Raw genomic sequence first — 24097 nt, forward strand, 5'->3', positions numbered from 1 at the left:
CAGCCTTTAGTTATTAGCGATCGCTTACTATAACCTATTCACTATTATATTTTAATATCACAACACGAACAAGAAAAACTTATAAACGTTCAAAAACGTTAATTCACTTTCTAACAAGTTACTCCACAACAGCTTTCAAAACTCTTTCCACAAGACGTGTGACTTCTGAAGGTCGCTTGTAAAACATTTCCTCGACACGCTGCAGCAGTTCTTTTTGCTCAGTGGTGAGCGCCTTGTGATGAGAAAAAAGCATTTCACAAACCTGCTGCACCGTCTCGATGGAAACGTTTTGTTGCATCATGGCTTCAAGTTCTGTTTCAGACAATCCAATACGAGTTGCAAACTGCTTCTTTGTATCACCATAAGCTTCACGAAGGATTTCAATCATCGAGATCGAATCTCCGTTGCATTCTTCTTGGTCGGGTTCATACCCGATCTCGTGAAGCAATACTTCATATGGAATCCCTAATGGCTTGGCTAACTTCCGCAAAATGTTCCGCGTCGGACCCCCGCGACCTCTTTCTCCGCGTTCCAACATGGACAAATAGGAATCTGAGCATCCTGCATACAAGGCCAACTGCCGAATCGTCATCCCTTTTGCCTCCCGCTTCTCCCTCAGATACTCCCCAAACTCCATGTTGTCACCTCTCGTTCTCTAGTTGCTAACAAAATCATATCCATCTGAATAAATTCCATCAATGATGTATTGCCTTCTACTTCGAAGTTTTGCACACTCACCTAAGAAGAGTAAAAAGAAAAGAGGAAAGCACATCCACCGCGTGAAAAATAAGAACATGCGTTCTCATATAGCATATCCCAATCGCACCTCCATTACAACTATTGTTTCATTAATCAACAAATTCGGATTTACGTGTTTGTTAAGCAAGACTTCCCGAAAACAAAAACGCCCTGCTCTCAGACCACCCAAAGAGCATGACGTTTTCTCTTGTAAGCACTAGCACTCAATTCCTAGATATTGCTTCAACTTCTCTTTTCCTCTAACAGTGATTGTAACCGTCCTACTGCCATCTTTTTTCTGAATCCACTTCATCTCAAAAAGACGCTCAGCAATGCCTGCTCCCAAAGCCCCGGCAAGATGATAGCGACGCTCGCTCCAATCCAGGCAAGGTTTGGCGAAATTTCTGCGCCTGTTTTGCAGTTCCCGCCAATCAACACCCCATTCCTGCAGGTGCGCCCCTCCCCTCTCCGTTACTTGATAGCCTTGTTCTGATTCGATCAACCACTGATTGTCTAGAAGTGCTTGGGTCAGATCCACACCGAATTGTCCCGCCAAGTGGTCGTAGCAGGTGCGTGCCGTTCGCAGTTTTTCCAGTTCTGCAGACTGACGCAAGGATCGCACTTTCACTGGAGGAGCGAGCAGTGATAAAGCTTCTATTGCGTGGCCTACGTCAGGACCGGACAGTTTGTAATAGCGGTGGCGGCCATGTGTTTCCTGCAAGAGCAGGCCGCCATCCATCAGTTTTCCAAGATGAGCTGAGATTGTCTGCGGAGTAACACCTGCGTGGCGTGCAAGATCACTGGCAGGAAGTGCCCGACCGTCCGAGGGGACCTCAAGTACCGTTGCACGAGTAGGGTCGCCGAGTAACGAAGCAATTGATGAAAAATCGGGATATGCGTTCATACTTCGATGATAGTCGAACATTCTGTGCATTACAATCTTGATAAGAGGGGGAAATTGGCATGGAAAAAACAACATTAGAAACATCAAAACTCTATTATGGATTCCCAGTCATTTTAGTAAGCTACTATGATCTGAACGGACAGCCCAATCTGGCCACCATGTCTTCGTCCTTTTCGCTGGGGAATATGATTTGCCTTGGATTTGGCCGTGGGGGACATGCAGTCCAAACGATCCGGGCAACCCTCCAGTTTTCCGTAAATGTACCGGACCGGAGTTTAATGCAAGCGATCGAGATTGGCGGATTCACCAAAGGCTCTGAGATCAACAAATTTGAAATGAGCGGTCTTACACCTACTCCCGGAATTACACTACAAGTCCCCCTCATCGCTGAATGTCCCTTCTCTTTGGAATGCAGCGTGCAAGACATCTTCGAGCATGGTTCGTATGTGATCGTGGTTGCAGAAGTGGTGCAACGTCACGTTGCAACTTGCTTATTAGACTCCAGCATGCGACTGAAGAACGAAGTCCTGGACACGATCTTATTTGCAGGAGATGTGCATGCTAGAAGCTATCGGTACTTGGAGCAGGATAAGAGTGACCTACTCGGCAGTTTCCTGCCTGAGCAGGGCAGGGAGATCTGGAAATAAGAAAAACCTCGGTTCAACCCGAGGTTTTTCTTACTACCAATAAAACACATACCCATTCCCGCTAATCTTGACACTGCTATGATTATAGATACGCAAGAAATAGGTTCCAGCAGGAACGGAAGGGAAGGAAACCGAGCCCGCTTTGTCTGTGTACGAGCCGTTTACGATGATCTCAGAAGTTCTCAAGTTGATGTTGTTGGCATTAATCAGCCGATACCCCACACTCACACTGGTATTTCCCCATGAGTCGTATTGTACAAATTTAATTGGGACATTTTGCATGCCGCTCAATGTGTAGGTAGTACTCGTGTCAATATAGCTGCCGGTATCCACATCCCAGTACTTCCAATTCGGGGACGTAATAAACTCCGGCTCGAAGCCCATGATGACCTCATCCGAATCACTTACGATCTCCTCTTGAGAAATTGACTTCGGAGCTGTGAAGTCAGGTGACAGTCCCTTCGAATGTTCTCGAATCGGCTTAGGAGTTGCGGCTATTTCTATTTCCTCAGCGCTGATTCCACCTTGAGTAGTTTGGGTCTGGATCCCATCAATACCCAAACCGAGGTCTTCTTGACTAATTGGCTTTGGAATGCTGAAGTCCGGCGAATACTTATCCTTCGCCCACCCTGCGTTCGCACCCACAAAAAGAGATACGAACAGCATGCTTGCGACGAGCGTAACACCTACTTTTTTATTCACCGATTTTCACTCCTTTGGAATTTTATACTCACATTTCCATACATTACAAATAAAAATACGACTTGTCAATAAAATGTTAAGTTTTGTTGATCTTTAAAAGAAAAAGAGACTGCACGTCGTGCGGTCTCTTGTACCTAGGCTATTCTTTTCTCATAACACGGTTCACCATGCGTTGTGAAAAACCATTGCAGAAGCGACTCGGAAGTTGTAGTTCCGCAGCACAAAACCGAAACTAATTTATACCCCATTGTTACATAACCGCCGGTGAATGGAGCCGGGTACTGTACCGGTCCGGCGTAATCACCATTACTGTTGATTATCCTGACCGCTTTCGCTTACTGTAGGGTACGTTTCTTCGCTGATCGGTTTGGGGGCAGTGAAGTGCTCAGAATAAAATTCACCGTGATGCTTTTCTGCTATCTGCTTGTCCTTTTCGTGGTCAACTTTTGGAGAAGGCAATTTGGACAGATCCATCTTATAAGGGTGAGCTTTTTCCTCGGCGGGAATAGGCTTAGGGTCGGTAACACCATAGTTCCTTTCAGAAGATTTCTCTGCTCCAGCCGTGAGTGGGATCGCGATAATTGCACAAATCGCCAATGAAGCGTAAAGAGTTTTTTTCATCATTTCGTTGATCTCCTTTTTGATCCGGTTGGTTAAAATATAACCTAATTTTGTTTTTTACAACTACTAGTTGCCTTCACATAACGTCCTCCCTTTCAGCCCCAAAGATATTTATCCATAAATTCAACAAAGGTCAATTCAGCCGCATCCGGCAACAAGTCCTCTGAATCAGTAAACACAAGTTCCAAAAAACCGCCTCGGCCTCCATTGTAATAACCCGAGTTCTCATGCCGCTCAACATGCCGCACCCCTAAAGTAACCTGTCCCGTGTCAACCTGTTTTTCCAATCGAGAGATGACGAAGCCTTCTCGAAACAATAGACCTTCTTCAATGATTGTATGCGGATATTCATCGCTGGCATTTTCCATCGTAACCCGCACCACACGCGGTATAAACAATTCCTGTGCCATCAATTTCACCTCGCTGCGTAAAGAGATCATTCCGCGATAAATTTCTTAGAAAACACAACAACCCCACGCCTGATAAGACTTTTCACCAACTTATCGTCCAAGTCGATCAACCGCTGAAAAGCCTCTTCATACTGCCCCTGCTCTGCTAAATGGTGGCTGAGATGCAAGGTCACATCCCGATAGAGATCGAACAGGTCATGTTGATCGAAAATCACCAACGCCTTCTCAAAATGTTGCAGACCCCGCTTCGGCTTATGTTTTTGAAAATCGACAAATCCCAATATCCGATGCGCTCGTCCGGCATACACATGTTTCGGATCGGGGAGTCTCTGGAGCAACAGACGAGCCTTATTTCGTGCTTGCCCCCACTCGCGAAGCGACAATTGAACTTCCGCTTCCAAGATCAGATTTTCAAGCAAAATCATCGTCAGCTCCGTGTTACCTCTTTTCGAAGCATACACCAGTGCCTCACTATAGTTCACTTTTCTTACGCTAGCTGTCTTATTCGACCTCACAGATAGATCCCCCGTGCTCTCATCGTTTGATGTGCTGCTTGATAGCCTTCGTGCATTAAGTGATAGGCGTGCTTCTCGTTCCCAGCCGCCATGTGAAGTTCAGCCAGTTCACTAATCACCGCTTCCCACTCGCGAAAGGCATTAGAGTCCTTTAAAAAACCGGCTGCTTTTTCGTAATAGTGAATGGCTTCATTTACATCGCCGCTCTGAACAGCAACTTGCCCCTGAAGAAACAGTACCCGCCCGCGAAACAGATTGGTCTCCGGCAACAGGAGCCTGGCCTGTTCCAACGACTGCACGGCATTGTCTATCTCACAATGTTCCAACTGAAACTTCGCCAATTCAAAATACGCTTCGCCAGCCATCCCCTTCTCGCGAAGTTCCAAGAACTGCGCGATCGAGCTGTGGAGCGTATCCAGTACAAGCACAGGGTCTGTGCCGCCCTTACCAGTACGCATCAAAGCCGCCTCACACTCAATCTTCAGTTTCAGCGAGACATGATCCAATCCATTGTAGAGAGCTGTTGCCCGATCTGCGTATTCCCCCGCTTTTTCTTGATCGCCAGCAGAACGACAGATCTTGCCCATCTGCAAATACAGGTCCGCCAGATCGCGGCAGTTCTGCATTCCTTCCATGAGGGCAGTGCCCTGTTCAAAACATGCAACCGCTTGATTCACCCTTCCCAGCCGCAGATGTGCCCACCCAAGATCGACCCATATCTTGCTCAACAGCACGGGATCTTGAATCCCGCCTTTCCTTGCCTGATCCTGTGCCTTTTCCAGTTGGAAGATTGCCAGATGGTGCTTCTTCATTCGTTGATACATGAGCCCCAATTGATGCAGAGTTTTCGCCTGCAAGTCGTAGTTCTGCTTCTCCGCAGCAGTTTGGTTGACTTCGTCCAGTATCTGTTCCGCTTTGCTGTACTCCTGCGTGTTCAAATAACACACCCCCAGCAGGAACTGGATATCCCCACGAGGGATTTTGTAAGCCGGTTGGTCGACTACCTGCAACAGCAACGGGATTGCCAAGGTATACGCTCCAGAAGCAACCATCATTTTCGCCATTTTATAAAGACTATCGATCTCCAGATTCCAATTCAAAGCCGAAAGCAACTTCTCCAGCGTTACTTCCAGCCGTTCCGCAATTACGGACAACACCTTATAGGAAGGCCGTGCCCGATCCGATTCAATCTGTGAAATCATGCTCGGTGTGCAAAGACCTTTGCAAAGTTCAATCTGCGTCATCCCTTTTGTCACCCTAAGTTGACGGATACGCTGGCCGAGTGAGAATTCTTGCATAGGATTGTGAACCTCCTCCTCTAAATATCACAACCCAAATATAAATTTAAAATGGAACCTGCAACATGTTTTATTTATAGCTGTCCGGAAAAAATAATTTCCTTCCGAAAACAAAAAAGAACCCTCGTCGAAACGAGAGTTCCTGATCGAACTAGGATATGGAGACCGCGGGTAACGGCGGGATAAATTCAGCTTCCTTAGTCTCTCCAAGTGAAAACGCGATACCCAATAACAACAAAACTGCACAAATACCCAACGTCATTTTTCTCACTACAATCCCCTCCAGCTATTTGATGAGGCCAAGGTATGCTGACCCATGATTTTATAATACTTCATTAGTGCACCACTATCACCGATCGAGCAGTAATAATCCATCAGAAACTTACAAGCAACCATATGAAGACTCCGATCTACCTTATTCATCGCTAACACTGCTTCTGCACTTTCAATACTATTGGAGGAGTAGGCATAGAGAAGCAACAGTTTTGCTTGAATCGTTACATACTCTTCTTGTTCATTTGGAATGTCCTCGAGGCATTTCTGAATAAATCTCGCTGCATCACTTTTCCTTCCTAGAGCCAATAGCGTCTTAGAATAGTCCTTATAGCTTACATACTTAGTGCTGGGATATTCCGATAAGTAGCCAAAAGCCTCTTCATGCAACTCTAGTGATTTTTCTAAATTACCTAACTGAGATTCAGCATAGGCAATGTTGTGCAAAGCCGTCCCAATGTCTCTTGGATTATCAGTTAGACGATAATACTCAAGCGATTCATACAACATGGTTTTACACTCTTCCTTATTTCCCATCTCAAAAGCCACCATTGCCTGTGAATACCGTAGGGCTCCCACATATTCCGCTTTGGATTGTTCAAATGCGGGAGCAAATTTATTTAAGAGTCTATAAAGGCCAGAGAAATCCTTTTGCAGAGTATGGGCAACAATAAGATTTTTTGTCACTTTAAAGAGACGATCCTGATCGTTGAATCTCCTGACGAGGTCTTCAGCATATAAAGTAGCATTCTGCCAAGCATCGAATGCCTCTTTATACTGCTTCACCAAGAAGAAAGAAAGACCCAGATCGTTCAATGCTTCAAATTTTTCAGTACTACCAATCGCTACATTTAGGATACTTTCACTTAACTGAATAGCGCGCTTTGAAGCAATCCTCTTTGCAATATAACCACGCAATTCTTTTATATCAGCACTGGTGTCCTCTTGCTTAATCCGTTCAACAGTTAAATTAAGCTTCTCTGCAATCTTCCTAAGCTCCGATGGAGAGATCCGACGCTTTCCATCTAAACAGTCATAAAATGTCCCTCTGCCCATCCCGACTTTTTTATAAAACGAGTTCGGTGTGATCTTTCTCTCCAGCAATATCTCTCTAATCCTTCTCCCCATCGGAATGGGGATGTGCTGCTCCGTCCCATTTGACGTAAGTTCTGTTGTTGCCATATTCCTTCCCTCCTTCATAAATATATCTTCGAATTTTATGTATACACTATTATAACATTATGATTATTGATAACAAACGTTCAATTGAAGTTTCATACAAAAAAGTTCCGCGTCCCAATGCCTTTTTGTCGAAGCGGAATCTGAGCCCTCGGTCTGCTCGGGCTGCGGTGGTCCAACCCATGAAATGAGCGCGGAAGGTTATTCGTACTTTGTCCCGAATGACAAAAACACAAGCTTTCATTTCATAAACAGTTTGTTGTATGATTAATTCATTCTATTGGGGAGGAGAGGAGATCTGTGAAACATCTACTGCGAGTACCACTTCCTATATATGTACTCCTTTTGCTTGCAGTGCTTGTGACCGTGAGTTACTTTTTCATGCAAACCTCTGCGTCCCGTGCACTCAATGAACAATTGCAAGACGTCTTACAAAAGAGAGAATTGATCGAAATAGCCAATCTTGCTTTGGACGACAAGACCAAAGATTTTTTGTTACACTTGCCCGCAGATGTCAAAGTCAAAAGCGACCTCACCACCGACCAGCAGGGCGGCCTTGTGGTGGAAGGACAGGAGATCATCTATTTGAACACCCGAATCGAAGATCAAACCGTACATGCCTATTTGATCGGAGAGCGCACCACCCTCTGGCAACGAATGATTCCTGACTGGAAACTGTTTAAGTTAGCTATCGATCATACTGTGCAACTTCCAGACTTGCTCAAGGATAAATAATCGAAATTGCAGCTATAGCTTGCAAAATGTCTTAGACGTGTAATGGAACCCTTGGTCTTAATGGTTCAGGGCTCAATTCACGTCTCTTTTATTGCGGCCAGACAGAAAGTTCGACCCCGAAACTCTGCTCGTGAAAAGCATTCCTAAAATCACATGCCTCTCGTTTAGATAACACCTTCCTCACGACCTCCAAAGCATATTGGAGCATACCACATCGTACTAAATCCTCAGAGCCCTTGGCTCATAAATAAATCTCTCATGACTACTGTGTGAACAAGCCCGAATAAATAATTGAGCTTGGCACCCAGTCACTCATGAGAGACAGTACACCCCAATACTACATGCTATTTTCTAGTTATTGTTACGAGGCCAGAACCACATTGACCATCCCGCTTTTACAGAAGAGCAGTCATGAACCCCTTTACCTTGGGCATTCAATCCATCACATAAAGTGTCCGCGAATGGAGACGGGCAACCGTACAAGGAGAAGTTATAATCGCAATCGCTGTACCTAAAGTTATTGAGCGCACGGGCGTCGGTTTGTGGCCAATATCGGTTGTCTGAATAAAGGCCGTTGAAACGGTTGCAATGCACCGGCTGATTTGTGTAACAATATTGCCCAACCGATGGTCCAGCGTATGAACCTCCGCTGCCGCCGTCTGTCGCTTCAGGCACAATTGACGGACTGGATGTGCCGCTGATCACTGTGTTTTTATTCGGAACATTATGCTCCATAGACTCGATTAAATCGGAAAACAGAATTGTGTTGATCAGATCAACGTTGTGTTTTTTGCCTTTTTCCGCTTTCATTTTGTGTTTTTGAATCACTTTTCCGTCTTTTTCACGAAACTCTACATTGAATTCGCCCACTTCTACTTCCATCGAGTACTCGCCTTGCTCGTTCACCTTCACTGCTTGACCATTCACAAATACCATGCCTTGCAAAGCCGGGTATTTGCGAATGACATCAACATTGCCGTTTCCATGATCAAATACCTTGAACATCTTGTCCTTCTTCCATTCTTCAATCATGTCCTGCGAAACATTGTCATAGTGGGCACTCAATTGGCGTTCTACCTTGCCTGTGACTTGAGCTTTGACTGGCTCGGCAGCAAATGTTGTGATCGGCAAAAATGTCATGCCGAGCGTCCCAGCGACCACAGTGGTTGCAATAAGTTTTTTCATAATAATCCCCTTCCTGTACCTCTAATTTATTTCACAACAAACGAAGATTTGAACTCTTTCACCCTTGTGCCATGTTTAACCGTAAGTGTAAGCGTCCATGTTCCGGGACGCGGTGCGATCACCTCTCCGTGAAAAGAGGTTTCATCGGCTTTTTCAAACATTACTGGAATTGGTTGGGCAGCAGGATCGTTATTATCGGTCACGACTGCCGTTTCAATCTCCCCGCCGGATGAAAAGTATTGCTCGCCACCTAAGAACGACACATTCAACATTACGTGGTGCCCATGCACTTCCGGTTGAATCGCTGCGTACAGGTCAGCATCCGAAACTTCGGATGCCGCGTTTGTCGAAGACGGAGCATGATTCTCATTGACCGCTATATCAGTACCACAACCAACCAGCAGTATAAAAGGCATTGCGAATATCAGTTTTTTAAATCCCATTGCGCCCGCCCCCATCATGTAATTTCTGCTACATAAATCATATTATATTAGAAGAGGAGGTAAATAATCAACAAAAATTACAAATTCAACTAAATAAATCAATGCACACACGCTTACTTTGTATAAAAAATCCTATGTATTTGTAATTGGAGATTCAAACGCTTTTGGCTGTGCCACGAGCGTTGGCTCTACCTGGGTAGTCTTTTTACCTCTAATCAAGAGGAGACTCCCATTCTCAACACTGCTTGGGACAAAAGAAAACCTCCTGTGATTTCACATCAGGAGGTTTCTGAAAGCATCGCCGGCCTCCAGCCGATCCGCAGCGGCAACCGCGAAAGAAGGGCTCGAGTTATGCAATCGTCTTTTCGCGATCGAACGCGAGATGAAAGAGGCCACGCCGGAAGAGCGGTACAAGACCCGATTGGAGCGAAGTCGACCAGTTCTGGATGTGGCTGAGAACTCAAAAATCCCGCGTGTTACCGAAGAGCGCACAGGGTCAAGCCATAACGTACTGTCAGAACCAATGGGGAGCTTGGCGGCATTTTTGCTCGATGGGCGTTTGGAGATCGACAACAACCGAAGTGAACGCGCCATCAAACCGTTCGTGATTGGACGGAAAAATTGGCTGTTCGCCAATACTCCACGCGGCGCAAAGGCAAGCGCAGTGATCTACAGTGTTGTCGAGACCGCGAAGGCAAAAGGATTAAATCCGCTGGTCTACCTGACCTATCTCTTCGAGACCCTGCCTAACCTTGCGAATCCTCATGATCACCATGATCTGGATCGCTTGCTCCCATGGTCGGACACGCTGCCGCTCATCTGCCGAGTATTTAATAAAAAGCACGAATAACCTTCAGTTCTTGCGTAACTGAAGGTTATTCGTGCTTTGTTTACGATGAATATCTTTCAAGCAGTCCTCACCTTTTGGCAAACGACACAAGGTGAGGACTGTTTTACGCTTACACATCAGCAACGTTGATAACAAACAATTTCTGCGAATTTCAACACCAGACCTCCGAAATTCACTAGACATACTTGCAACATTGATATAGAGTTCTAGTCTATAACAGCAAAATGTTTTTATAAAAAACCCACTTTTTCTACGCTGATTTCCTCCTTGATGACTCTCTCCCCTCTTTCTTTGCGTCCTATTATAAATCCCTTACAAAAGTGCTTACCATATCGCGCAGAAAATGCGCTGAGTTAGATGCCACAATAAAATTCCATATTTAAAGCTGAAAGTGATATTTAAAACCACGTATTGAAAGCTCTATCCTCCACCGTATATGATCAAGATACTAATCACAAACGGGGTGCGAAAATGGAATTTGGTGAATTTCTGAGAATGAAGCGAAATGCTAAAAAGATGTCGATCCGCCAGCTCGCTTTATACGCCGGGTGCTCAGATTCCTACCTCTCCCTCTTGGAAAGAGGAATCAGCGGTCGGCGCAGCCCGACACCCAACTTTCTGCGAAAACTAGTTCAACCTCTAGGTGTGCCTTACGAAGTTCTTATGGCTGCCGCAGGATTCCGCCTTCAAACCGACGATGAAATCTTATATAACGGGTCGTTACTCCTCCTCATCCGTGAAGCCTTCGGTGACAATGTGGCGGAGTTCTCCCGGCGTACCAGCATGAGTGAATATGAAATTTCCTCTCTTGAAGAGAAAGGAGTTTCATATGAGACACTTCATAGTGTTTTGCAGACCTTGTTTGGTCGTCAACAGTACTTTACGTCAGAACAAAAAGCTCTTTTACATCGTCTGGAAGAACAACTTCGAAATCTGCCACCAGAAATGTCATCTGATGTAGAAGGTCTTCTCCATATGTTTTTAGACATGATCGACAAGCTGCGTATCTGCAGCCAACAAAAACCTGCATCGGAATGAAGAATTCGTGGAATATTAATAAGCCCGTAGAAATATAAAATAACAAAGTTGAACACATTCTCATAAATGTGTTACAATGTCACAGAAGTAATAAAGAAAAGGGGACTGACCATCATGAATAAGAAAATTCTCATTCTTTCCTGCGCGGCTGTGCTCGTTGTCGCCGGTGCTTTTACTTTCGGTAACATTCAGTCGCAGGCATCTGCAACTACTGAACAAGAAGCGCAGCAAGTGGCAACGGATTATCTGGATGCTCTTGTTGCGAAAGACGTTGAGAAGGTTGTTAAGTATGTACAGGATGTTCGCTTCAAGACGGATGCGGAAGAACTCGCGGGCTATCAAGACATCGTGACGAATAACCCTGTTTACAGTTACAAAATTCTTTCCGTCGAAACGAAGAGCCCGACTCAAGCATCCGTGACCATCGAATACACTTCCGAACATAGAGGAACTGATCAAACTACCTTCAACGTATTTAAAAAGGGAAAAGAGTGGCAAGTCACTCTCGAGAATATCGAACTGAAGAAAAGCATCAAAAATAAATAGGTAGACCGGAGTGTATCAGATTATGAAAAAAGCATTAACTCTCTCAATCATTCTTACAATAACTTCCTTTTGGATCGCACAACCAGCGATGGCTGCCACGTCCCTCAGTTATTATGAATTTACTTGGCCCGACAATTATCATCATTCATACAGCAACACCAAGTTTTCCAACACTGATGGGACAGTAGTTGTGAACGGCTGGCAAACCAATGATCGACAAGGCGCTCAAAACGTATACAGCGTTGTAGTTTACGGGAGTTTCTCAGACGATTACCTTGGCAACGCCGCAACTGTCACAGGCAATTATTCGCAAACAGGCACATGGTATAGCGCAGTCATTACGAATGTTCCTTCCGGCTCGGGTTATCAGATTCGTATCGATAACATGGTGTACGGCGTGAACAAAGGTGCTGGTAACGCATATTAATCCAGCCTAAGAAAAGCGCCAAACAATCGTATTGAACTGAGACCCACAAGATGGACACTTTTAAAAAGTGACCTCCTTGTGGGTCATTTCTGTTTATAATCAGAATATCGAAAAGAACGAGAGGTTTAGAGAATGGGGAAAAGACATCGCTTCAAAGAACATGAGATGCAGCAGCTTGAGGCAAATCCAAATGTGGCACATGTAACGGACAAGAGTATTACTTACTCGCCATCGTTTAAGATCGCTGCCGTTAAAGAGTATGCACAAGGTCAAAAACCGATGGATATTTTCCTGGATTCAGGCTTTGACCTAGACACAATTGGCCATCAAAAGCCAAAGAGTTGCCTAAAGCGTTGGCGTGATGCATTTGAAGCTCACGGGGAGGCAGGACTTCTCGAAGAGAGACGCGGAAAAGGAAGCACGGGGCGAAAGCCAGCCGTTGACATATCAGTCGAAGAGAAGCTGAAGCGTGCAGAAGCGCGGATCAAACTGCTTGAGGCAGAGAACGATTTCTTAAAAAAGCTCGACGCGCTCGAAAGAGAGGCGATGAAGAGGAAACGCTGACACCCTTCGAGCGCTACAGTCTCATCAATCTTATAATTCGTCAGCATGGTTTGAAACGGATGACACGGTTTTTATGCAAACTGTCTGGCGTCAGCCCTAGCGGCTATTATCGTTGGCTTGGTACTGAGGAGGAGCGACAAATTCGAGAGCATGCAGACGAACGCGACTTTCGCCTTATCAAGGCACATTTCGACCGACTCCATGGAAAAGCAGGTGCTTTGGTCATCAAAATGCGTCTAGAACGTGAAAGCGGTGTTTTGATGAATCATAAGAAAATCCGCCGATTGATGCGTAAGTATAATCTCATTACAAAGATCCGAAAACCCAATCCGTATCGGAAAATCGCTCATGCTACTCAAGAACACCGTACATGTCCTAACCTCTTACAGCGCCAATTTGATACTAGAGAGCCAGAGAAGGTATTACTAACGGACATCACTTATTTGTGTTATGGCAATGGAAATCGTGCCTACCTCTCATGTGTGAAGGACGGAGCTACAAGGCAGATTCTTGCTTATTATCTCTCCTCAACATTGGAGATGACGATCGTGAAACAGACCCTTGAACGGCTGCTCGAACGACTTGATGGCAACATCCATCCTTAAGCCATCTTTCACTCGGACCAAGGCGTCCACTATACTCATCCCTCGTTTCTTGAGCAGATCAGTAAGGCTGGCTTCAAACAATCAATGTCCCGCAAGGGGAACTGCTGGGACAATGCCCCTATGGAGTCATTCTTTGGACATATGAAAGATGAAATGGAGTATCGGGAATGTGACACATTCCAAGAACTTCGCTCACGCGTTGATGCCTATATCGAGTATTACAATACCGAACGCTATCAATGGACATTAAAAAAGATGACTCCTGATGAATTCAGAAGTCATCTCTTGGCGGCATAGGCCAAGGTTACTTTTTCTAAACCGTCCACCTTTAAGGTCACAGTTCATATCGAGAATGTTTGGCGCTTTTCCAAGGCTGGATTGTTCACATATGCAGAAATGTTTTTATTTTAAAGTTTAAAAACCAACCTCCCTTGTGATACATTTATTTCGTAGGAACGGATCCAAAGATTATTTCGAAGGAGTTGAAATAATGAACCGTAAAAGCATACTTTTAGGAAGTCTTGTGGTTGTCTCCTTAGTATCTGGCGTACTCTTCTTATCTAATGAAGGTGAGGCAAACGCTCCATCCCCGATTCCGGCAGATATCCAACCCATCGTCGACAAAATGATTGACTCGGTGGACAACTACAAGTTTGTTACCGCAGTTGTGCAAGTAGACTCTGAGAATGGCGCAGACAGCACGACTTCTTTTTCCGCAAAACTTGAACCCAGGGTGAAAGTGAAATCAGAATATATTGACAAGCGGGGACAGTCTATTCAACAGTTCCAAAACAACGGAAAGACGCTTACCGTTGACTTGAAGCAAAAGACATTCTCTGCAATCCCGATTAGTCGAGGTATGGAACAAGGGTGGAAAGATCGCCCAAGGCATCGTTTTACCTATCTGGAGGACGGAAAATTCCGCGCCCAGCCAAGAATGAGCCCCTTCCATGTTGGACTTGGTGCTGAAAGTATGCTGTTCCCGCAGGATTTTGCATTAGGAGTCATGCACCGTTCCGCCGATCTGCAGATCAGCAGCCATGAAGCAATGCTCGGCCGGGACGCGACTGTGATCGAAGGTACTCCAAATGAAGTCCACCTCGATTCATACGGTGATCACTTTAAAATCTGGGTCGATACGGAAACCGGGATCTTGCTCAAATCCGAGTTCTCAAATGACGGTCAAGTGTTCGAGACACAGACTATGACAAAGCTCGAACTGGACAACCCCGTGTCTGATGCAAAGTTTGATTTCCCTTCCGTTAAGGAATACAAAAACGCAACACCTTAAAGGATATACAAAAGCCCTGCTACTCCGATCTGTGTCGGAATGGCAGGGCTTTCGTTAGTTTGTCGTTTAATCCCGAATAAGAACTTTCCACTGTCCATTTTCTTTTATCAGGGGCAGTGTGGCGGTTTCAATAAACTCTCCAAACTGGCCACTAAGCGTAACCGTACTACTGTCTTCATCCACATAGTTGAATGAGCTAATTTCAAACTTTTTGACTGGATGATCCCTAACATACCTTTCAAGCCATTCCTTTCTTTGCCCTTCGTCTGTTTCGCGCTCATCCTTACTTAACTTCACAATCTGCTGCACATCGCCTTGTGTCACTGCGGATATATAGAGTTCAACAGCTTCTCTTGCTTCCTTTTCTTCCGATTCTGCAGACACAAACGACGATGTAATAAATACCATAACGGCGAACAAAACAAGTGAGAGTGTAATCGAAACAATTCTCATCTTCACAAGATCGTCTCCTTTTCGGAAGTGGATGTACCTACTAGATAAAGTATCAACCTATTATATACCAATTTCCCACAAGAGGAAAAGTTTTTATTTTAAAGTATAAATCCCAATCTTCTTCTGGTACATTTGTACATGTAATGTACTTTCGAAAGGAGTCACGACATGAAACGAAAAACGATCGTCCTGTTCTGCGCTGCGACCGTCCTGTCTTGCGGATTGTTTGCTTCCGTGAACACGTACGCTTCAACAACTGCGGAGGAAGAAGCAAAATATGCAGTCACCCAGTATCTTCAAGCCGTTCAGGTTGGAGACGCTGAAGGCATGATGAAGTACACCAAAGACCTGCGTTTTCCTGATGAAGCACAGAAGAGAGACCAGTACGAGCGCTTTGCACTAGATACGGATGCAGTAAGAGATCTTGAAGTCCTTTCCCTCAATACGATTGATGCTGCCAATATGCTTTTGAGCATCAAATTTACCTCCAAGTACTCCGGTCCCCATGAGCTAGAGCTGCCAGTGATCAAAGAGAATGGTCACTGGAAAGTTGTGGTCGGAGGAGAGCAGCGATACGAAAAATAACGGAGTTATCCCGCAAAAAAGGAGTCATACAATGAAAAACAAAAAAAATGATCCGCTGCCCAACCGTTGCCTTAGAATCCACCGACAAATTGGGCGGAACCAACCAAGTGAACCTAAAAGTAGCAAAGATCCGATCCAAATGGTATGTCATCAACAACAAATCGTTTTCATCTCCGCCACCCGGTCAGTCCCCCGTTGACTTTATCGTTGAAGAAGACGGTCAAATCTACCTGCCGAATAACGCACAGTAGTAAACAATTAATCTCCACCCAACTAAGGGGGATACACAATGAAAATCGGACAACTGCTTTCTGTTTTTCTGCTTGCTGCTGTCGTCGTAGTTAACTCCATGGCACCTGCTACATTCGCAGCAAAAGCTGAGCCGAAGACCGCTGAGGAAGCGGTTCGAACTTTCTTTGAGTCAGAGTTGAACCATGATATTGACGGTATGATGCGTGTTGCCAAGGATCTGAGATTTTACACCACGAAAGCTCAAAAAGCGGAATACGAAAGCGCTCACAAAATCCATCCGCTTGAGCATTATGAGATCGTGTCCCAGAAAGAAGTGAATGCCTCGCGCGTTGATTTTCTTGTAACAGCTGTATACAAAGACATGGATGACATGCCTGAACTGCCTTACTCTGCAATCAAGGAAGACGGGCAATGGAAAATCTTAATTCAAGCGATGGAAATAGACATGTCTCCAGATTCCCCACAGCCCGGCAAGATCACGATTAAATCGAACAAGTGGGAGAATGCACCAGACTCAACAGTAACACCTGATACGACCTCCCTGTGAGCCGATGCAGGAAAAATGGTGAGAATTGTTAACCAGGAAATTGTAAGCGCAATTCATCTGAGAAGCTATAAGGATAGCTTGGGCAAGGTCATTGTCGTGAACATTCTCCTCTAATATTTTCTTTCGCGGAAAGAAACGGCCAGATGCACCCTAGCGTCTGGTCTTTTCTTGACATCCCTCTCACCCTTCGTTTACGATATAAAAATTGCTATTATCCGATCATTAAGGGGATTATGAAAATGTCTGCAGACGTTGTTTTGAATGTATGGGCGATTTTGGCTGGGGCGGTGATCTCGATGGTCTTGGGGTCGCTGTGGTATTCGAAGCTGCTGTTTGGCAACGTGTGGATGAAGTTGATCAACAAGCGGCAAGAAGACATGGTCAGCCCGACCGGGCCGATGATCGGGGCGGTGATCGTGTCGCTGGTGAACAGCTTTGCGTTGGCGGTGCTGTTGGAGTGGACGGGAGCGTTTGATCTTTGGGACGCGCTTGGTGTCGCGGCGCTGCTTTCGGTGGTTGTGACGGCGGCGACGGCGATCAACTACCTGTTTGAAGGACGCAAGATGCAACTGCTGGCCGTGCAAGTCGGCTATCACGTCGTTTTGTTTGTGATCAACTCGATCCTGTTTACAGTCTGGCAATAACCAAAAGGCTGTCTGCGCGAAATCTCGCTGCAGACAGCCTTTTATTTTGTGCAAACCAGTGCATGAGGCGTTCCCCGCTATCTGCTTTTGACAAGCATTTCAACTGCTTCCTTAATGACATGATCCGGTTGATTGCCTTTATCAAGTTCCATGCGGATGCAGGACTCCAGATTCGAGGCGACAACCACCCCGATCGCTCGATCAACTGCGGAACGAATCGCCGATAACTGGGTGACCACATCGCGGCAATCTTTTTCCTGCTCCATCATGCTCAAGACACCACGCAACTGTCCCTCCAACCGACGAAGCCGATTTTTGATCGCGTCATTGTATTCCACTGCGGATCACCTCTTCTCGTTTCCATCTTGTAAGATAAGCGTACCCCCTAAGGCATCCATTCGCAAGTCATGGGTTAGATGAACAGATTCAGACGGCTTTGATCGGCTTCGGCCAAATAGGTGGCAACGCCTGCGTATTCGATGCCGTCGATCAGCTCTGCCTCCGTGATCCCCAGAACATCCATCGACATGGCGCAGGCGATGATCTTGACATCCAGCTCCTTGGCCGTTTCCATCAATTCTTGCAGCGTCGCGATGTTTTTCTTGCGCATGATGTATTTCATCATCTTCGAACCGAGACCGCCCATGTTCATTTTGGAGATCCCGAGGTTCTCCGGTCCGCGCGGCATCATCAAGCCAAACATACCCTCCAAGAAGGTCTTCTTTACTGGAACCGACTCGTTTTTCCGCAGGATGTTCAGCCCCCAGAAGGTGAAGAACATCGTCACCTGATTGCCCATCGCCGCAGACCCGGTTGCGATGATGAAGCTGGCAATCGCCTTGTCCAAGTCACCGTTGAACACGACCATTGTGCTCTTGTTTTCCATGTTGTCTCCTCTTCCCGTTTGCAATCACATGGACCGCTTATTTAGCTGCTTCAATCGCTTGAATCAACGTCTCTTCAACGCCCTGCGCGATCCCCTCCAGCGCAGGGTCTTGCAACACACCCATCATCGCGGATGGTTTGGGCAACCCGATCTTCGTCGTGCCGCTCTCCTCGTAGATGACGATCTTACACGGCAGGAAGTAGCCGACCAGCAAGTTCTGCTCCAAAACGCGTTTGGCTTCCACCGGGTTGCATACTTCAAGGACCCGGTAAGGCGTGGTGAAATCTACGCCTTTCTCCTGAAGCTTTGCCGGCAGGTCCAACTTCCAGAGCACGCCGAATTGGTGGTTTTTCAAACTCGCTTCGATCGCCTCTACCGCTTCGTCCACAGATTTCGTTGTTTCTACCGTATAGTGAAACATCGAGCACGCCCCCTTACGATTTTCCACTGCTCTTTTGTGCCAAAATCTGTACAACATGCGATAATCCGTTGTGCAAGTTACCTTCATACCGTTCTACTTCCCCCATGAAGAGATGAATGATCTTCCATCCCGCGAAGGTCTGTAGAAATTCTTCGGGCCGATACAACTGATCCTGATCCTTAGGTCCCCCGCTGCCATAGGGCGGTTGATAGACAGAGTAGACTTCGCTGAGAAAGTACCCTCCCGGCCTGACCGCATCTCGGACTGCTGCGAGTGTTTGCTCGCGAAGCTGCGAGTTGAAGTGACCAAAGATACAAATGATCTGATCCCATTGGTTGTGGCCCCAGTTCGCTTCGTTCAAATCCACGAGCTCCGTCCGAATCTGAACTCCTCGCTCAGCAGCCAAGCGCCGAGTCTTGTCCAGACCGGCCTCCGCATAATCCCAAGTCGTCACGTCCATCCCTTGCTGAGCAAGGTACGTTGCATTTCGCCCTTCTCCCTCGGCGATCGCTAGGGTTCGTCCATTCTGATGAAGTCGATGTGCCATCGTTTTGAGAAACGCATTCGCTTCTGTCCCGTACACGTATTCTTCACTTAAGAATCGCTCATTCCACGGATTTATCTGGTTTTGCAAAATCGATTCACCTCCTTCCTTGGGATGCTCTTGAGCTCTGTGAAATATGCTATTGGTGCTTCAGTGCGCAACGGTTCGGGCCAATCTCCAACTCCATCGCTTGCTCGGGGTCCACTTGCCGGACACCACGATTGATGTCAACGATCTCGGTGTAGTTCGGCGGTGTCGTGCCGACTGCGCCTGCGACCGCATCGGTAAACGCTGCACGATCCGCGGTGCGCATGATCTCATTGTTTTGGCGGATCTCACCGAGCGAGGCGCCCACGTAGCCGTCTTCGTTGATCTCTTGCGTGTCGGCGAAATGCGTCGGCAACACCAGCACTTCGTCAGGCAGATTGGCAACGGTGGTGAAAACAGTGTCGTACAAGGATTGTGCCCACTCTCGCGCTTTGCCGCCGAGGTCGGGACGGCCCAGACCTCCGACAAAAATCGTGTCTCCAGACAGCAGGTATTTGCCATTGACCAAAAACGATGTGCTGCCCGGCGTATGACCTGGCGTCGGCACGGACAGGACCTGCACGTCCACTCGACCGACTTGGATGTGTTGATGATCTTCGAGCGCTTCATAGGAAAGGGTTGCGCCTTTCATCTCGTTCTCGGAGATGTAATAGGCCGCGCCCGTTTGTTCCGCAAGTTGCACACCGCCGGAGATGTGGTCTGCGTGCAGGTGGGTGTCCATGATGCCCTTGATTTTCACCCCGATTTCTTGGGCATAGCTAAGATATTCGTTCACGTGGCGGCCGGGGTCGACGATCACCGCTTCGCCATCGGACATCACCATGTAGGACAGGCAGCCTTTGGCCAAACGGTTGAACTGCACGAGCTTCATCGAGTCGGTTTCAGCAATCACGGTCGGATGATAGAACTGGCTCCACTCCTTCATGCCTGCTTCCAGATACGATGCATCATAGCCGCGCTCATCAAGCATTTCGGCGACCATTTGCGCGCTGCCGCCTTTGGCGCAGATCACCACAATCTCGGCGTCTTTCGGCAGGTCTGTGTAGATTTCGTCGTTGTCGTCAAGAAAATCAAAATACGGGATATTCACCGACTGCACAGCGGTGCTTTCGATCTTCCAATCGTTGTAGTCTTCTGTGTTGCGGACATCAAGGATGAAAAGCGGTTTGCCATGCTCAATGTCGTGGTGCAGTTGTTTCGCATGAACAGTTTTTACGGTCATGTGGATCCACCTTTCTGTGTGTAGATGATGACTTAGAGAAAATCGGTCCAAATCTTGATCGCAGTGCCGAGGATCAGCGCCGCGAGGAGGCCTTGGAGCAACTTGGTGTTGATCTTGGTGCTCAGTTTGGCCCCAAGCGGAGCGGCGATCACACTTGCCACGATCATGATCACGGCCGGCCAGAGCAACACATCACCTGCGAGCACCTTGCCAGCGGTCGAACCGATCGAGGAAATGAAAGTGATCGCCAGTGATGAAGCGATGGTCATGCGTGTTGGAATCTTCAGCACGAGCAGCATGATCGGCACCAGGATGAACGCGCCGGCAGCTCCTACGATGCCGGATGCGACCCCGACAGCTAAGGCAAAGATGACTGCTAAGCCGCGGTTGAATGTCACTTGATCCAGCGGGATGTCATCCAACCCTTTGACTTTTGGCAACACCATCATCACGGCTGCGATCGTGGCGAGCACGCCGTACACCAAGTTGATGCTGTCACCGCTGAGGTACCGGCCGCCATATGCACCGATGAAGGAACCGATGATGATCGCCGTCCCCATGTAACCTACGAGCTTGTAATTGATCACCTTGTCTTTACGCAGCGCCCAAACACCTGCGATGGTCGCAAAGAAGACCTGTACGGCGGAGATGCCTGAGACTTCGTGTGCTGTAAATGCGGTCATGCCGACAAGCGGCGGAATATATAGCAGCATCGGATATTTGATGATCGAGCCGCCGATTCCGACCAGACCCGAGAGAAACGACCCGAAGAAACCGATCAAGAACAAGGTGAGAATGGATTCGATGCTCATTATTTTTCACCCCTCCACATACCCATAGGGGTATAATTTTATCAAAAAGGAAAGGAGTCGAGTTCGTCACTCTTTACTCCTGAGTCTTACTTGCTAAGTGGACCGCTCCACCCGATGACACCCGTTTTCAGGTGTGCCAGTTGCGAGCATCCCTGCTTTTTCAACAGCTTGGCAGCTTGGCGGCTCCTCATGCCGCTCTGGCAGGTCAAAACGATCGATTTGTCCTTCGGTAACTCGTCGAGGCGAGCCTTCAATTGGCTCAAGGGAATATTTTGAAACCCTTTGATGTGGCCTTGCTTGTATTCGTGAACCTCCCGCACATCCACAAAGATGTGTTGGTTCTTTTGATTCAGCCGATCTTGTACATCTTGCGGCGTAAGTGCCGTCAACCCGCGAACGGGCAGCAATTTGCTTACCACGAACCAGAAGACGAAAGCAGCGAATAGATATTGCATGTATTCGAGCATAGGTTTATTGCACCTGAACGGGGCCGGTCCAACCAGACATGCCCGGCACCACATTTTTCACATTTGCAAACCCTTTCGCGGTCAGCAGTTGGCAGGCCATATCACTGCGGCTGCCTGTGCGGCAAATCACATGAATCTCCTGACCTGCCAGCGGTGTAAGCTCAGCCAGTTTTTCTTCCAATTGACCAAACGGCACCAGTTTCGCGCCAGGGATGTGACCAAACTTATACTCCGCCGGCTCCCGAACATCGAGAAGAACCGGGTGTTCGGACAACTTGGCTAGCAATTCCTCGTTGGACACCACATGCGGATGTTTTGTCTCCGGTTGGGTCTCCTCGGGGTTGGACTTGCGGATGTAATGTTTGTACATACCGTCTGCTGTATTCGTACCAATAAATTGATGGCCGGTACGATCCGCCCAACTCTTCATATCCGCTGCCGAACCCGCGTCGGTCGCGACCACTTCCAGCACTTGACCCGGGGTGATCTCGTCGATGGCTTTTTTTGTTCGAACGATCGGCATTGGACAGGACAAGCCTTTGCAGTCGATCGATTTATCTACAGTGACTTCACTCATGATGATAGCCTCCTCTTCTTCGGGTACTCAATACCCACCGGGGTATAACCCCTGTGCATTCAATAATATACCCCACGGGGTATGCTTGTCAAGCAACATACAAAAAGGCTGTCTGCGCGAAATCTCGCTGCAGACAGCCTTTTATTTTGTACATACCGCGATGCCAAACGGATAGCGCACTCCGGCACGCTTCGGCTCGAAGAGGACGCCGTGCTGGTAGTAGAACTGCACGTCGCGAAAGTCTGTGAAGAGCGCATGGAACTCATCTTCGGTGAACTGGTGCACATGCCAGGGGCTGAGGCAGGGCTTGCCGCGGCCGGCTCCAAACGGGGAGGACAGGACGAGCGTGCCGCCTGGGGCGAGCAGGTCGTAGCAGTTTTTTAAGAATTGCACATCGTCGGCGATGTGCTCGATCGTCTCAAAAGACAGGATCGTATCGTACGGCCCGATCTTCTGCGCGAGGGCCGGGTCGAGGACGTCTTGGACTTCGTATTTGACCAGCGGATGGTAGTAGGTCTGCCGCGCATAGTCGACGACAGCCGGGTCGAGGTCGACTCCAAGCACGGAGTCAATGCGGCTCTTGCAGAGCTTAGCGATCAGGTGTGCGCCGTAGCCTGCACCGGTGGCAAAATCGAGCACGGTGCCTTGGACGTAAGGCGCTGCAAAATAATAACGGGCGAGATGCTCCAAGAGCATGCCGTTGGTTGGTTTCATCAGTTCGGGAATGATGCGTTCCCCGGTATCTTCGAGCACGTCTTCTCACAACCTTTTTCTGCAAATCTTCTCTTCTTATCGTACAGGAATTCGGCGTGCTGTACAAATTTGGTTGACAAAAAGGGAGCTGTGCGTCGAGAATTAATTATACTCATTTTTGTGAACAGGTTAAATTACGTAGGAGGCGTTCGAGATGAGCTCGCCGGAAGCAAATTGGAATCGGGTATGGGAGCGTTCGAAACAGACGGGCAGTTACAGCTACATTCACTCCCGTTTGGAGCGCTCGATGGATAAGGTCGGGTATTTCATATCGAACGGGGTGCTGTTTCAAGACGGCGACCGCGTGCTGGAAGCGGGCTGTGGGGACGGGCTGGTGCTGCTGAGTTTGCTGCGACTGTTTGAGATTCAAGGGCACGGGCTGGACATCTCCGTCTCGGCGAAGGAACGGGCCGAAGAGCTGATGGAGGCGGAAGGCAAGCGCTTTTCGTATGACATCGGCGACATTTTGGCGATGCCGTATCCGGACGACCATTTTGACAAGATCGTGTGCCTTGGCGTGATCGAGCATTTTCATGATCCGGCCCAGTCGATTGCCGAAGTGTACCGGGTGCTGAAACCGGGCGGGCAGGTGATCATGATGACGCCAAACAAAAAGTCGCTGGGGGTGCTCGACCGCAAGCTGAAGGAATGGCTGGGCACGTGGCCGTTTGGCTATCAGACGGAGTATTCGCCCAAAGAGCTGGAGCAGCTGATGACCGCGCGGCAGTTTAAGATCCTCAAGCGCGAAGGGTTGCTGCGGCGCCGGTTGCCCAATGACAATCGCACGGTGCGGGTGATCGGGAATTTTGACCGGATGATGAATCTGTTTGTGGAGGACTGGGGATTTTTCTCGTATGTGTTTGCGACGAAATAAGGCGGAAATGAAAAGAGGCTCTGCAGATGCAGAGCCTCTTT

General features: G+C 47.5%; 31 protein-coding genes and 1 pseudogene. 12 read left to right on the forward strand and 20 right to left on the reverse strand.

The window, feature by feature from the left end; translation table 11 throughout:
- Positions 1 to 118 precede the first annotated feature (118 nt).
- Both CBW65_RS03890 and CBW65_RS03895 read right to left on the reverse strand, forming a co-directional pair.
- On the reverse strand, positions 119 to 637 hold the full coding sequence (locus CBW65_RS03890; RefSeq protein WP_087455687.1) for a helix-turn-helix domain-containing protein: 519 nt from the start codon (positions 635 to 637) through the stop codon (positions 119 to 121).
- A gap of 318 nt (positions 638 to 955) precedes the next feature.
- On the reverse strand, positions 956 to 1642 hold the full coding sequence (locus CBW65_RS03895) for an ArsR/SmtB family transcription factor (protein WP_087459111.1): 687 nt from the start codon (positions 1640 to 1642) through the stop codon (positions 956 to 958).
- Positions 1643 to 1701: 59 nt separating this feature from the next.
- Between CBW65_RS03895 and CBW65_RS03900 the strand changes: the two genes are divergently transcribed.
- Complete coding sequence (locus CBW65_RS03900; RefSeq protein WP_087455688.1) at positions 1702 to 2289, forward strand: flavin reductase family protein; 588 nt, start codon at positions 1702 to 1704, stop codon at positions 2287 to 2289.
- Between the two features lie 33 nt (positions 2290 to 2322).
- Here the strand turns inward: CBW65_RS03900 and CBW65_RS03905 are convergent, their stop codons facing one another.
- The 6 genes from CBW65_RS03905 to CBW65_RS03930 form a co-directional block, all read right to left on the reverse strand.
- Positions 2323 to 2991, reverse strand: a complete 669-nt coding sequence (locus tag CBW65_RS03905) for a hypothetical protein (protein WP_087455689.1) — start codon at positions 2989 to 2991, stop codon at positions 2323 to 2325.
- A gap of 306 nt (positions 2992 to 3297) precedes the next feature.
- Entirely contained in the window at positions 3298 to 3615 is a 318-nt protein-coding gene (locus tag CBW65_RS03910) for a hypothetical protein (RefSeq protein WP_087455690.1), read from the reverse strand.
- 92 nt (positions 3616 to 3707) lie between these two features.
- Positions 3708 to 4022, reverse strand: a complete 315-nt coding sequence (locus CBW65_RS03915) for a hypothetical protein (RefSeq protein WP_157721758.1) — start codon at positions 4020 to 4022, stop codon at positions 3708 to 3710.
- Positions 4023 to 4048: 26 nt separating this feature from the next.
- Positions 4049 to 4447, reverse strand: coding sequence for a tetratricopeptide repeat protein (locus CBW65_RS03920; protein WP_157721759.1), 399 nt, complete (start codon positions 4445 to 4447; stop codon positions 4049 to 4051).
- Positions 4448 to 4533: 86 nt separating this feature from the next.
- Positions 4534 to 5835 (reverse strand): helix-turn-helix domain-containing protein, encoded by a 1302-nt coding sequence (locus CBW65_RS03925; protein ID WP_087455693.1) that lies wholly within the window; start codon positions 5833 to 5835, stop codon positions 4534 to 4536.
- Between the two features lie 270 nt (positions 5836 to 6105).
- Positions 6106 to 7290: a helix-turn-helix transcriptional regulator gene (locus tag CBW65_RS03930; protein WP_087455694.1), complete on the reverse strand. Its 1185-nt coding sequence runs from the start codon at positions 7288 to 7290 to the stop codon at positions 6106 to 6108.
- Positions 7291 to 7587: 297 nt separating this feature from the next.
- On the opposite strand from CBW65_RS03930, the gene CBW65_RS03935 reads away from it, so the two are divergent.
- Complete coding sequence (locus CBW65_RS03935; protein WP_087455695.1) at positions 7588 to 8022, forward strand: hypothetical protein; 435 nt, start codon at positions 7588 to 7590, stop codon at positions 8020 to 8022.
- 351 nt (positions 8023 to 8373) lie between these two features.
- On the opposite strand, the gene CBW65_RS03940 is transcribed toward CBW65_RS03935, so the two are convergent.
- Complete coding sequence (locus tag CBW65_RS03940; protein ID WP_087455696.1) at positions 8374 to 9207, reverse strand: hypothetical protein; 834 nt, start codon at positions 9205 to 9207, stop codon at positions 8374 to 8376.
- A gap of 26 nt (positions 9208 to 9233) precedes the next feature.
- Entirely contained in the window at positions 9234 to 9650 is a 417-nt protein-coding gene (locus tag CBW65_RS03945) for a hypothetical protein (RefSeq protein WP_087455697.1), read from the reverse strand.
- Between the two features lie 277 nt (positions 9651 to 9927).
- On the opposite strand from CBW65_RS03945, the gene CBW65_RS03950 reads away from it, so the two are divergent.
- From CBW65_RS03950 to CBW65_RS24520, 6 genes and pseudogenes are all read left to right on the forward strand, one after another.
- Positions 9928 to 10500 carry an IS66 family transposase gene (locus tag CBW65_RS03950; RefSeq protein ID WP_456300711.1) on the forward strand — a complete coding sequence of 191 codons (573 nt, stop codon included), beginning with the start codon at positions 9928 to 9930 and terminating at the stop codon, positions 10498 to 10500.
- A 471-nt stretch (positions 10501 to 10971) separates the two neighbouring features.
- The gene (locus tag CBW65_RS03955) at positions 10972 to 11538 is read left to right on the forward strand and encodes a helix-turn-helix domain-containing protein (RefSeq protein ID WP_087455698.1); all 567 of its coding nucleotides are present in this window, start codon (positions 10972 to 10974) and stop codon (positions 11536 to 11538) included.
- 114 nt (positions 11539 to 11652) lie between these two features.
- On the forward strand, positions 11653 to 12084 hold the full coding sequence (locus CBW65_RS03960; RefSeq protein WP_087455699.1) for an Rv0361 family membrane protein: 432 nt from the start codon (positions 11653 to 11655) through the stop codon (positions 12082 to 12084).
- Between the two features lie 22 nt (positions 12085 to 12106).
- Positions 12107 to 12511: a hypothetical protein gene (locus CBW65_RS03965; protein WP_087455700.1), complete on the forward strand. Its 405-nt coding sequence runs from the start codon at positions 12107 to 12109 to the stop codon at positions 12509 to 12511.
- A gap of 132 nt (positions 12512 to 12643) precedes the next feature.
- Positions 12644 to 13977, forward strand: a pseudogene (locus CBW65_RS03970) (IS3 family transposase).
- Between the two features lie 193 nt (positions 13978 to 14170).
- Positions 14171 to 14971, forward strand: coding sequence for a sigma-E factor regulatory protein RseB domain-containing protein (locus CBW65_RS24520; protein WP_087455701.1), 801 nt, complete (start codon positions 14171 to 14173; stop codon positions 14969 to 14971).
- Positions 14972 to 15037: 66 nt separating this feature from the next.
- Here the strand turns inward: CBW65_RS24520 and CBW65_RS03980 are convergent, their stop codons facing one another.
- Positions 15038 to 15424 carry an Rv0361 family membrane protein gene (locus tag CBW65_RS03980; RefSeq protein WP_456300712.1) on the reverse strand — a complete coding sequence of 129 codons (387 nt, stop codon included), beginning with the start codon at positions 15422 to 15424 and terminating at the stop codon, positions 15038 to 15040.
- Between the two features lie 168 nt (positions 15425 to 15592).
- Here CBW65_RS03980 and CBW65_RS03985 point away from each other — a divergent pair, with 168 nt between their 5' ends.
- From CBW65_RS03985 to CBW65_RS03995, 3 genes are all read left to right on the forward strand, one after another.
- Positions 15593 to 16009 carry a hypothetical protein gene (locus CBW65_RS03985; RefSeq protein ID WP_087455703.1) on the forward strand — a complete coding sequence of 139 codons (417 nt, stop codon included), beginning with the start codon at positions 15593 to 15595 and terminating at the stop codon, positions 16007 to 16009.
- Positions 16010 to 16298: 289 nt separating this feature from the next.
- A complete protein-coding gene (locus CBW65_RS03990; protein ID WP_087455704.1) occupies positions 16299 to 16808 on the forward strand; it encodes a hypothetical protein in 510 nt (169 codons plus the stop codon).
- A 239-nt stretch (positions 16809 to 17047) separates the two neighbouring features.
- A complete protein-coding gene (locus CBW65_RS03995; protein ID WP_157721760.1) occupies positions 17048 to 17452 on the forward strand; it encodes a DUF1761 domain-containing protein in 405 nt (134 codons plus the stop codon).
- A 77-nt stretch (positions 17453 to 17529) separates the two neighbouring features.
- Here CBW65_RS03995 and CBW65_RS04000 read toward each other — a convergent pair whose 3' ends face one another.
- The 9 genes from CBW65_RS04000 to CBW65_RS04040 form a co-directional block, all read right to left on the reverse strand.
- Positions 17530 to 17790, reverse strand: coding sequence for a metal-sensitive transcriptional regulator (locus tag CBW65_RS04000; protein ID WP_087455706.1), 261 nt, complete (start codon positions 17788 to 17790; stop codon positions 17530 to 17532).
- A 74-nt stretch (positions 17791 to 17864) separates the two neighbouring features.
- Positions 17865 to 18338, reverse strand: a complete 474-nt coding sequence (locus CBW65_RS04005; protein WP_087455707.1) for a DsrE/DsrF/DrsH-like family protein — start codon at positions 18336 to 18338, stop codon at positions 17865 to 17867.
- Between the two features lie 37 nt (positions 18339 to 18375).
- Positions 18376 to 18759 (reverse strand): DUF302 domain-containing protein, encoded by a 384-nt coding sequence (locus CBW65_RS04010; RefSeq protein WP_087455708.1) that lies wholly within the window; start codon positions 18757 to 18759, stop codon positions 18376 to 18378.
- Between the two features lie 13 nt (positions 18760 to 18772).
- The gene (locus tag CBW65_RS04015; protein WP_087459112.1) at positions 18773 to 19381 is read right to left on the reverse strand and encodes a class I SAM-dependent methyltransferase; all 609 of its coding nucleotides are present in this window, start codon (positions 19379 to 19381) and stop codon (positions 18773 to 18775) included.
- Positions 19382 to 19442: 61 nt separating this feature from the next.
- Positions 19443 to 20573 carry an MBL fold metallo-hydrolase gene (locus tag CBW65_RS04020; RefSeq protein ID WP_087455709.1) on the reverse strand — a complete coding sequence of 377 codons (1131 nt, stop codon included), beginning with the start codon at positions 20571 to 20573 and terminating at the stop codon, positions 19443 to 19445.
- 32 nt (positions 20574 to 20605) lie between these two features.
- Positions 20606 to 21385 (reverse strand): sulfite exporter TauE/SafE family protein, encoded by a 780-nt coding sequence (locus CBW65_RS04025; protein WP_087455710.1) that lies wholly within the window; start codon positions 21383 to 21385, stop codon positions 20606 to 20608.
- 86 nt (positions 21386 to 21471) lie between these two features.
- Entirely contained in the window at positions 21472 to 21852 is a 381-nt protein-coding gene (locus CBW65_RS04030) for a rhodanese-like domain-containing protein (protein WP_087455711.1), read from the reverse strand.
- Positions 21853 to 21856: 4 nt separating this feature from the next.
- A complete protein-coding gene (locus CBW65_RS04035) occupies positions 21857 to 22429 on the reverse strand; it encodes a sulfurtransferase TusA family protein (RefSeq protein ID WP_087455712.1) in 573 nt (190 codons plus the stop codon).
- 141 nt (positions 22430 to 22570) lie between these two features.
- Positions 22571 to 23182 carry a class I SAM-dependent methyltransferase gene (locus CBW65_RS04040; protein WP_198299746.1) on the reverse strand — a complete coding sequence of 204 codons (612 nt, stop codon included), beginning with the start codon at positions 23180 to 23182 and terminating at the stop codon, positions 22571 to 22573.
- Between the two features lie 154 nt (positions 23183 to 23336).
- Between CBW65_RS04040 and CBW65_RS04045 the strand changes: the two genes are divergently transcribed.
- Positions 23337 to 24056 carry a class I SAM-dependent methyltransferase gene (locus CBW65_RS04045; RefSeq protein ID WP_087455713.1) on the forward strand — a complete coding sequence of 240 codons (720 nt, stop codon included), beginning with the start codon at positions 23337 to 23339 and terminating at the stop codon, positions 24054 to 24056.
- The last annotated feature ends 41 nt before the right edge of the window (positions 24057 to 24097 follow it).

It is taken from the genome of Tumebacillus avium (genome assembly GCF_002162355.1).
GTDB lineage: Bacteria > Bacillota > Bacilli > Tumebacillales > Tumebacillaceae > Tumebacillus_A > Tumebacillus_A avium.

Bases quoted from the DNA above. Each gene is read 5' to 3' on its own strand.
- CBW65_RS03890 (WP_087455687.1), bottom strand. From the start codon at position 637: ATGGAGTTTGGGGAGTATCTGAGGGAGAAGCGGGAGGCAAAAGGGATG.
- CBW65_RS03895 (WP_087459111.1), bottom strand. From the start codon at position 1,642: ATGAACGCATATCCCGATTTTTCATCAATTGCTTCGTTACTCGGCGAC.
- CBW65_RS03900 (WP_087455688.1), top strand. From the start codon at position 1,702: ATGGAAAAAACAACATTAGAAACATCAAAACTCTATTATGGATTCCCA.
- CBW65_RS03910 (WP_087455690.1), bottom strand. From the start codon at position 3,615: ATGATGAAAAAAACTCTTTACGCTTCATTGGCGATTTGTGCAATTATC.
- CBW65_RS03915 (WP_157721758.1), bottom strand. From the start codon at position 4,022: ATGGCACAGGAATTGTTTATACCGCGTGTGGTGCGGGTTACGATGGAA.
- CBW65_RS03920 (WP_157721759.1), bottom strand. From the start codon at position 4,447: ATGATTTTGCTTGAAAATCTGATCTTGGAAGCGGAAGTTCAATTGTCG.
- CBW65_RS03925 (WP_087455693.1), bottom strand. From the start codon at position 5,835: ATGCAAGAATTCTCACTCGGCCAGCGTATCCGTCAACTTAGGGTGACA.
- CBW65_RS03930 (WP_087455694.1), bottom strand. From the start codon at position 7,290: ATGGCAACAACAGAACTTACGTCAAATGGGACGGAGCAGCACATCCCC.
- CBW65_RS03940 (WP_087455696.1), bottom strand. From the start codon at position 9,207: ATGAAAAAACTTATTGCAACCACTGTGGTCGCTGGGACGCTCGGCATG.
- CBW65_RS03945 (WP_087455697.1), bottom strand. From the start codon at position 9,650: ATGGGATTTAAAAAACTGATATTCGCAATGCCTTTTATACTGCTGGTT.
- CBW65_RS03955 (WP_087455698.1), top strand. From the start codon at position 10,972: ATGGAATTTGGTGAATTTCTGAGAATGAAGCGAAATGCTAAAAAGATG.
- CBW65_RS03960 (WP_087455699.1), top strand. From the start codon at position 11,653: ATGAATAAGAAAATTCTCATTCTTTCCTGCGCGGCTGTGCTCGTTGTC.
- CBW65_RS03965 (WP_087455700.1), top strand. From the start codon at position 12,107: ATGAAAAAAGCATTAACTCTCTCAATCATTCTTACAATAACTTCCTTT.
- CBW65_RS24520 (WP_087455701.1), top strand. From the start codon at position 14,171: ATGAACCGTAAAAGCATACTTTTAGGAAGTCTTGTGGTTGTCTCCTTA.
- CBW65_RS03980 (WP_456300712.1), bottom strand. From the start codon at position 15,424: ATGAGAATTGTTTCGATTACACTCTCACTTGTTTTGTTCGCCGTTATG.
- CBW65_RS03985 (WP_087455703.1), top strand. From the start codon at position 15,593: ATGAAACGAAAAACGATCGTCCTGTTCTGCGCTGCGACCGTCCTGTCT.
- CBW65_RS03990 (WP_087455704.1), top strand. From the start codon at position 16,299: ATGAAAATCGGACAACTGCTTTCTGTTTTTCTGCTTGCTGCTGTCGTC.
- CBW65_RS03995 (WP_157721760.1), top strand. From the start codon at position 17,048: ATGTCTGCAGACGTTGTTTTGAATGTATGGGCGATTTTGGCTGGGGCG.
- CBW65_RS04005 (WP_087455707.1), bottom strand. From the start codon at position 18,338: ATGGAAAACAAGAGCACAATGGTCGTGTTCAACGGTGACTTGGACAAG.
- CBW65_RS04010 (WP_087455708.1), bottom strand. From the start codon at position 18,759: ATGTTTCACTATACGGTAGAAACAACGAAATCTGTGGACGAAGCGGTA.
- CBW65_RS04020 (WP_087455709.1), bottom strand. From the start codon at position 20,573: ATGACCGTAAAAACTGTTCATGCGAAACAACTGCACCACGACATTGAG.
- CBW65_RS04025 (WP_087455710.1), bottom strand. From the start codon at position 21,385: ATGAGCATCGAATCCATTCTCACCTTGTTCTTGATCGGTTTCTTCGGG.
- CBW65_RS04030 (WP_087455711.1), bottom strand. From the start codon at position 21,852: ATGCTCGAATACATGCAATATCTATTCGCTGCTTTCGTCTTCTGGTTC.
- CBW65_RS04035 (WP_087455712.1), bottom strand. From the start codon at position 22,429: ATGAGTGAAGTCACTGTAGATAAATCGATCGACTGCAAAGGCTTGTCC.
- CBW65_RS04045 (WP_087455713.1), top strand. From the start codon at position 23,337: ATGAGCTCGCCGGAAGCAAATTGGAATCGGGTATGGGAGCGTTCGAAA.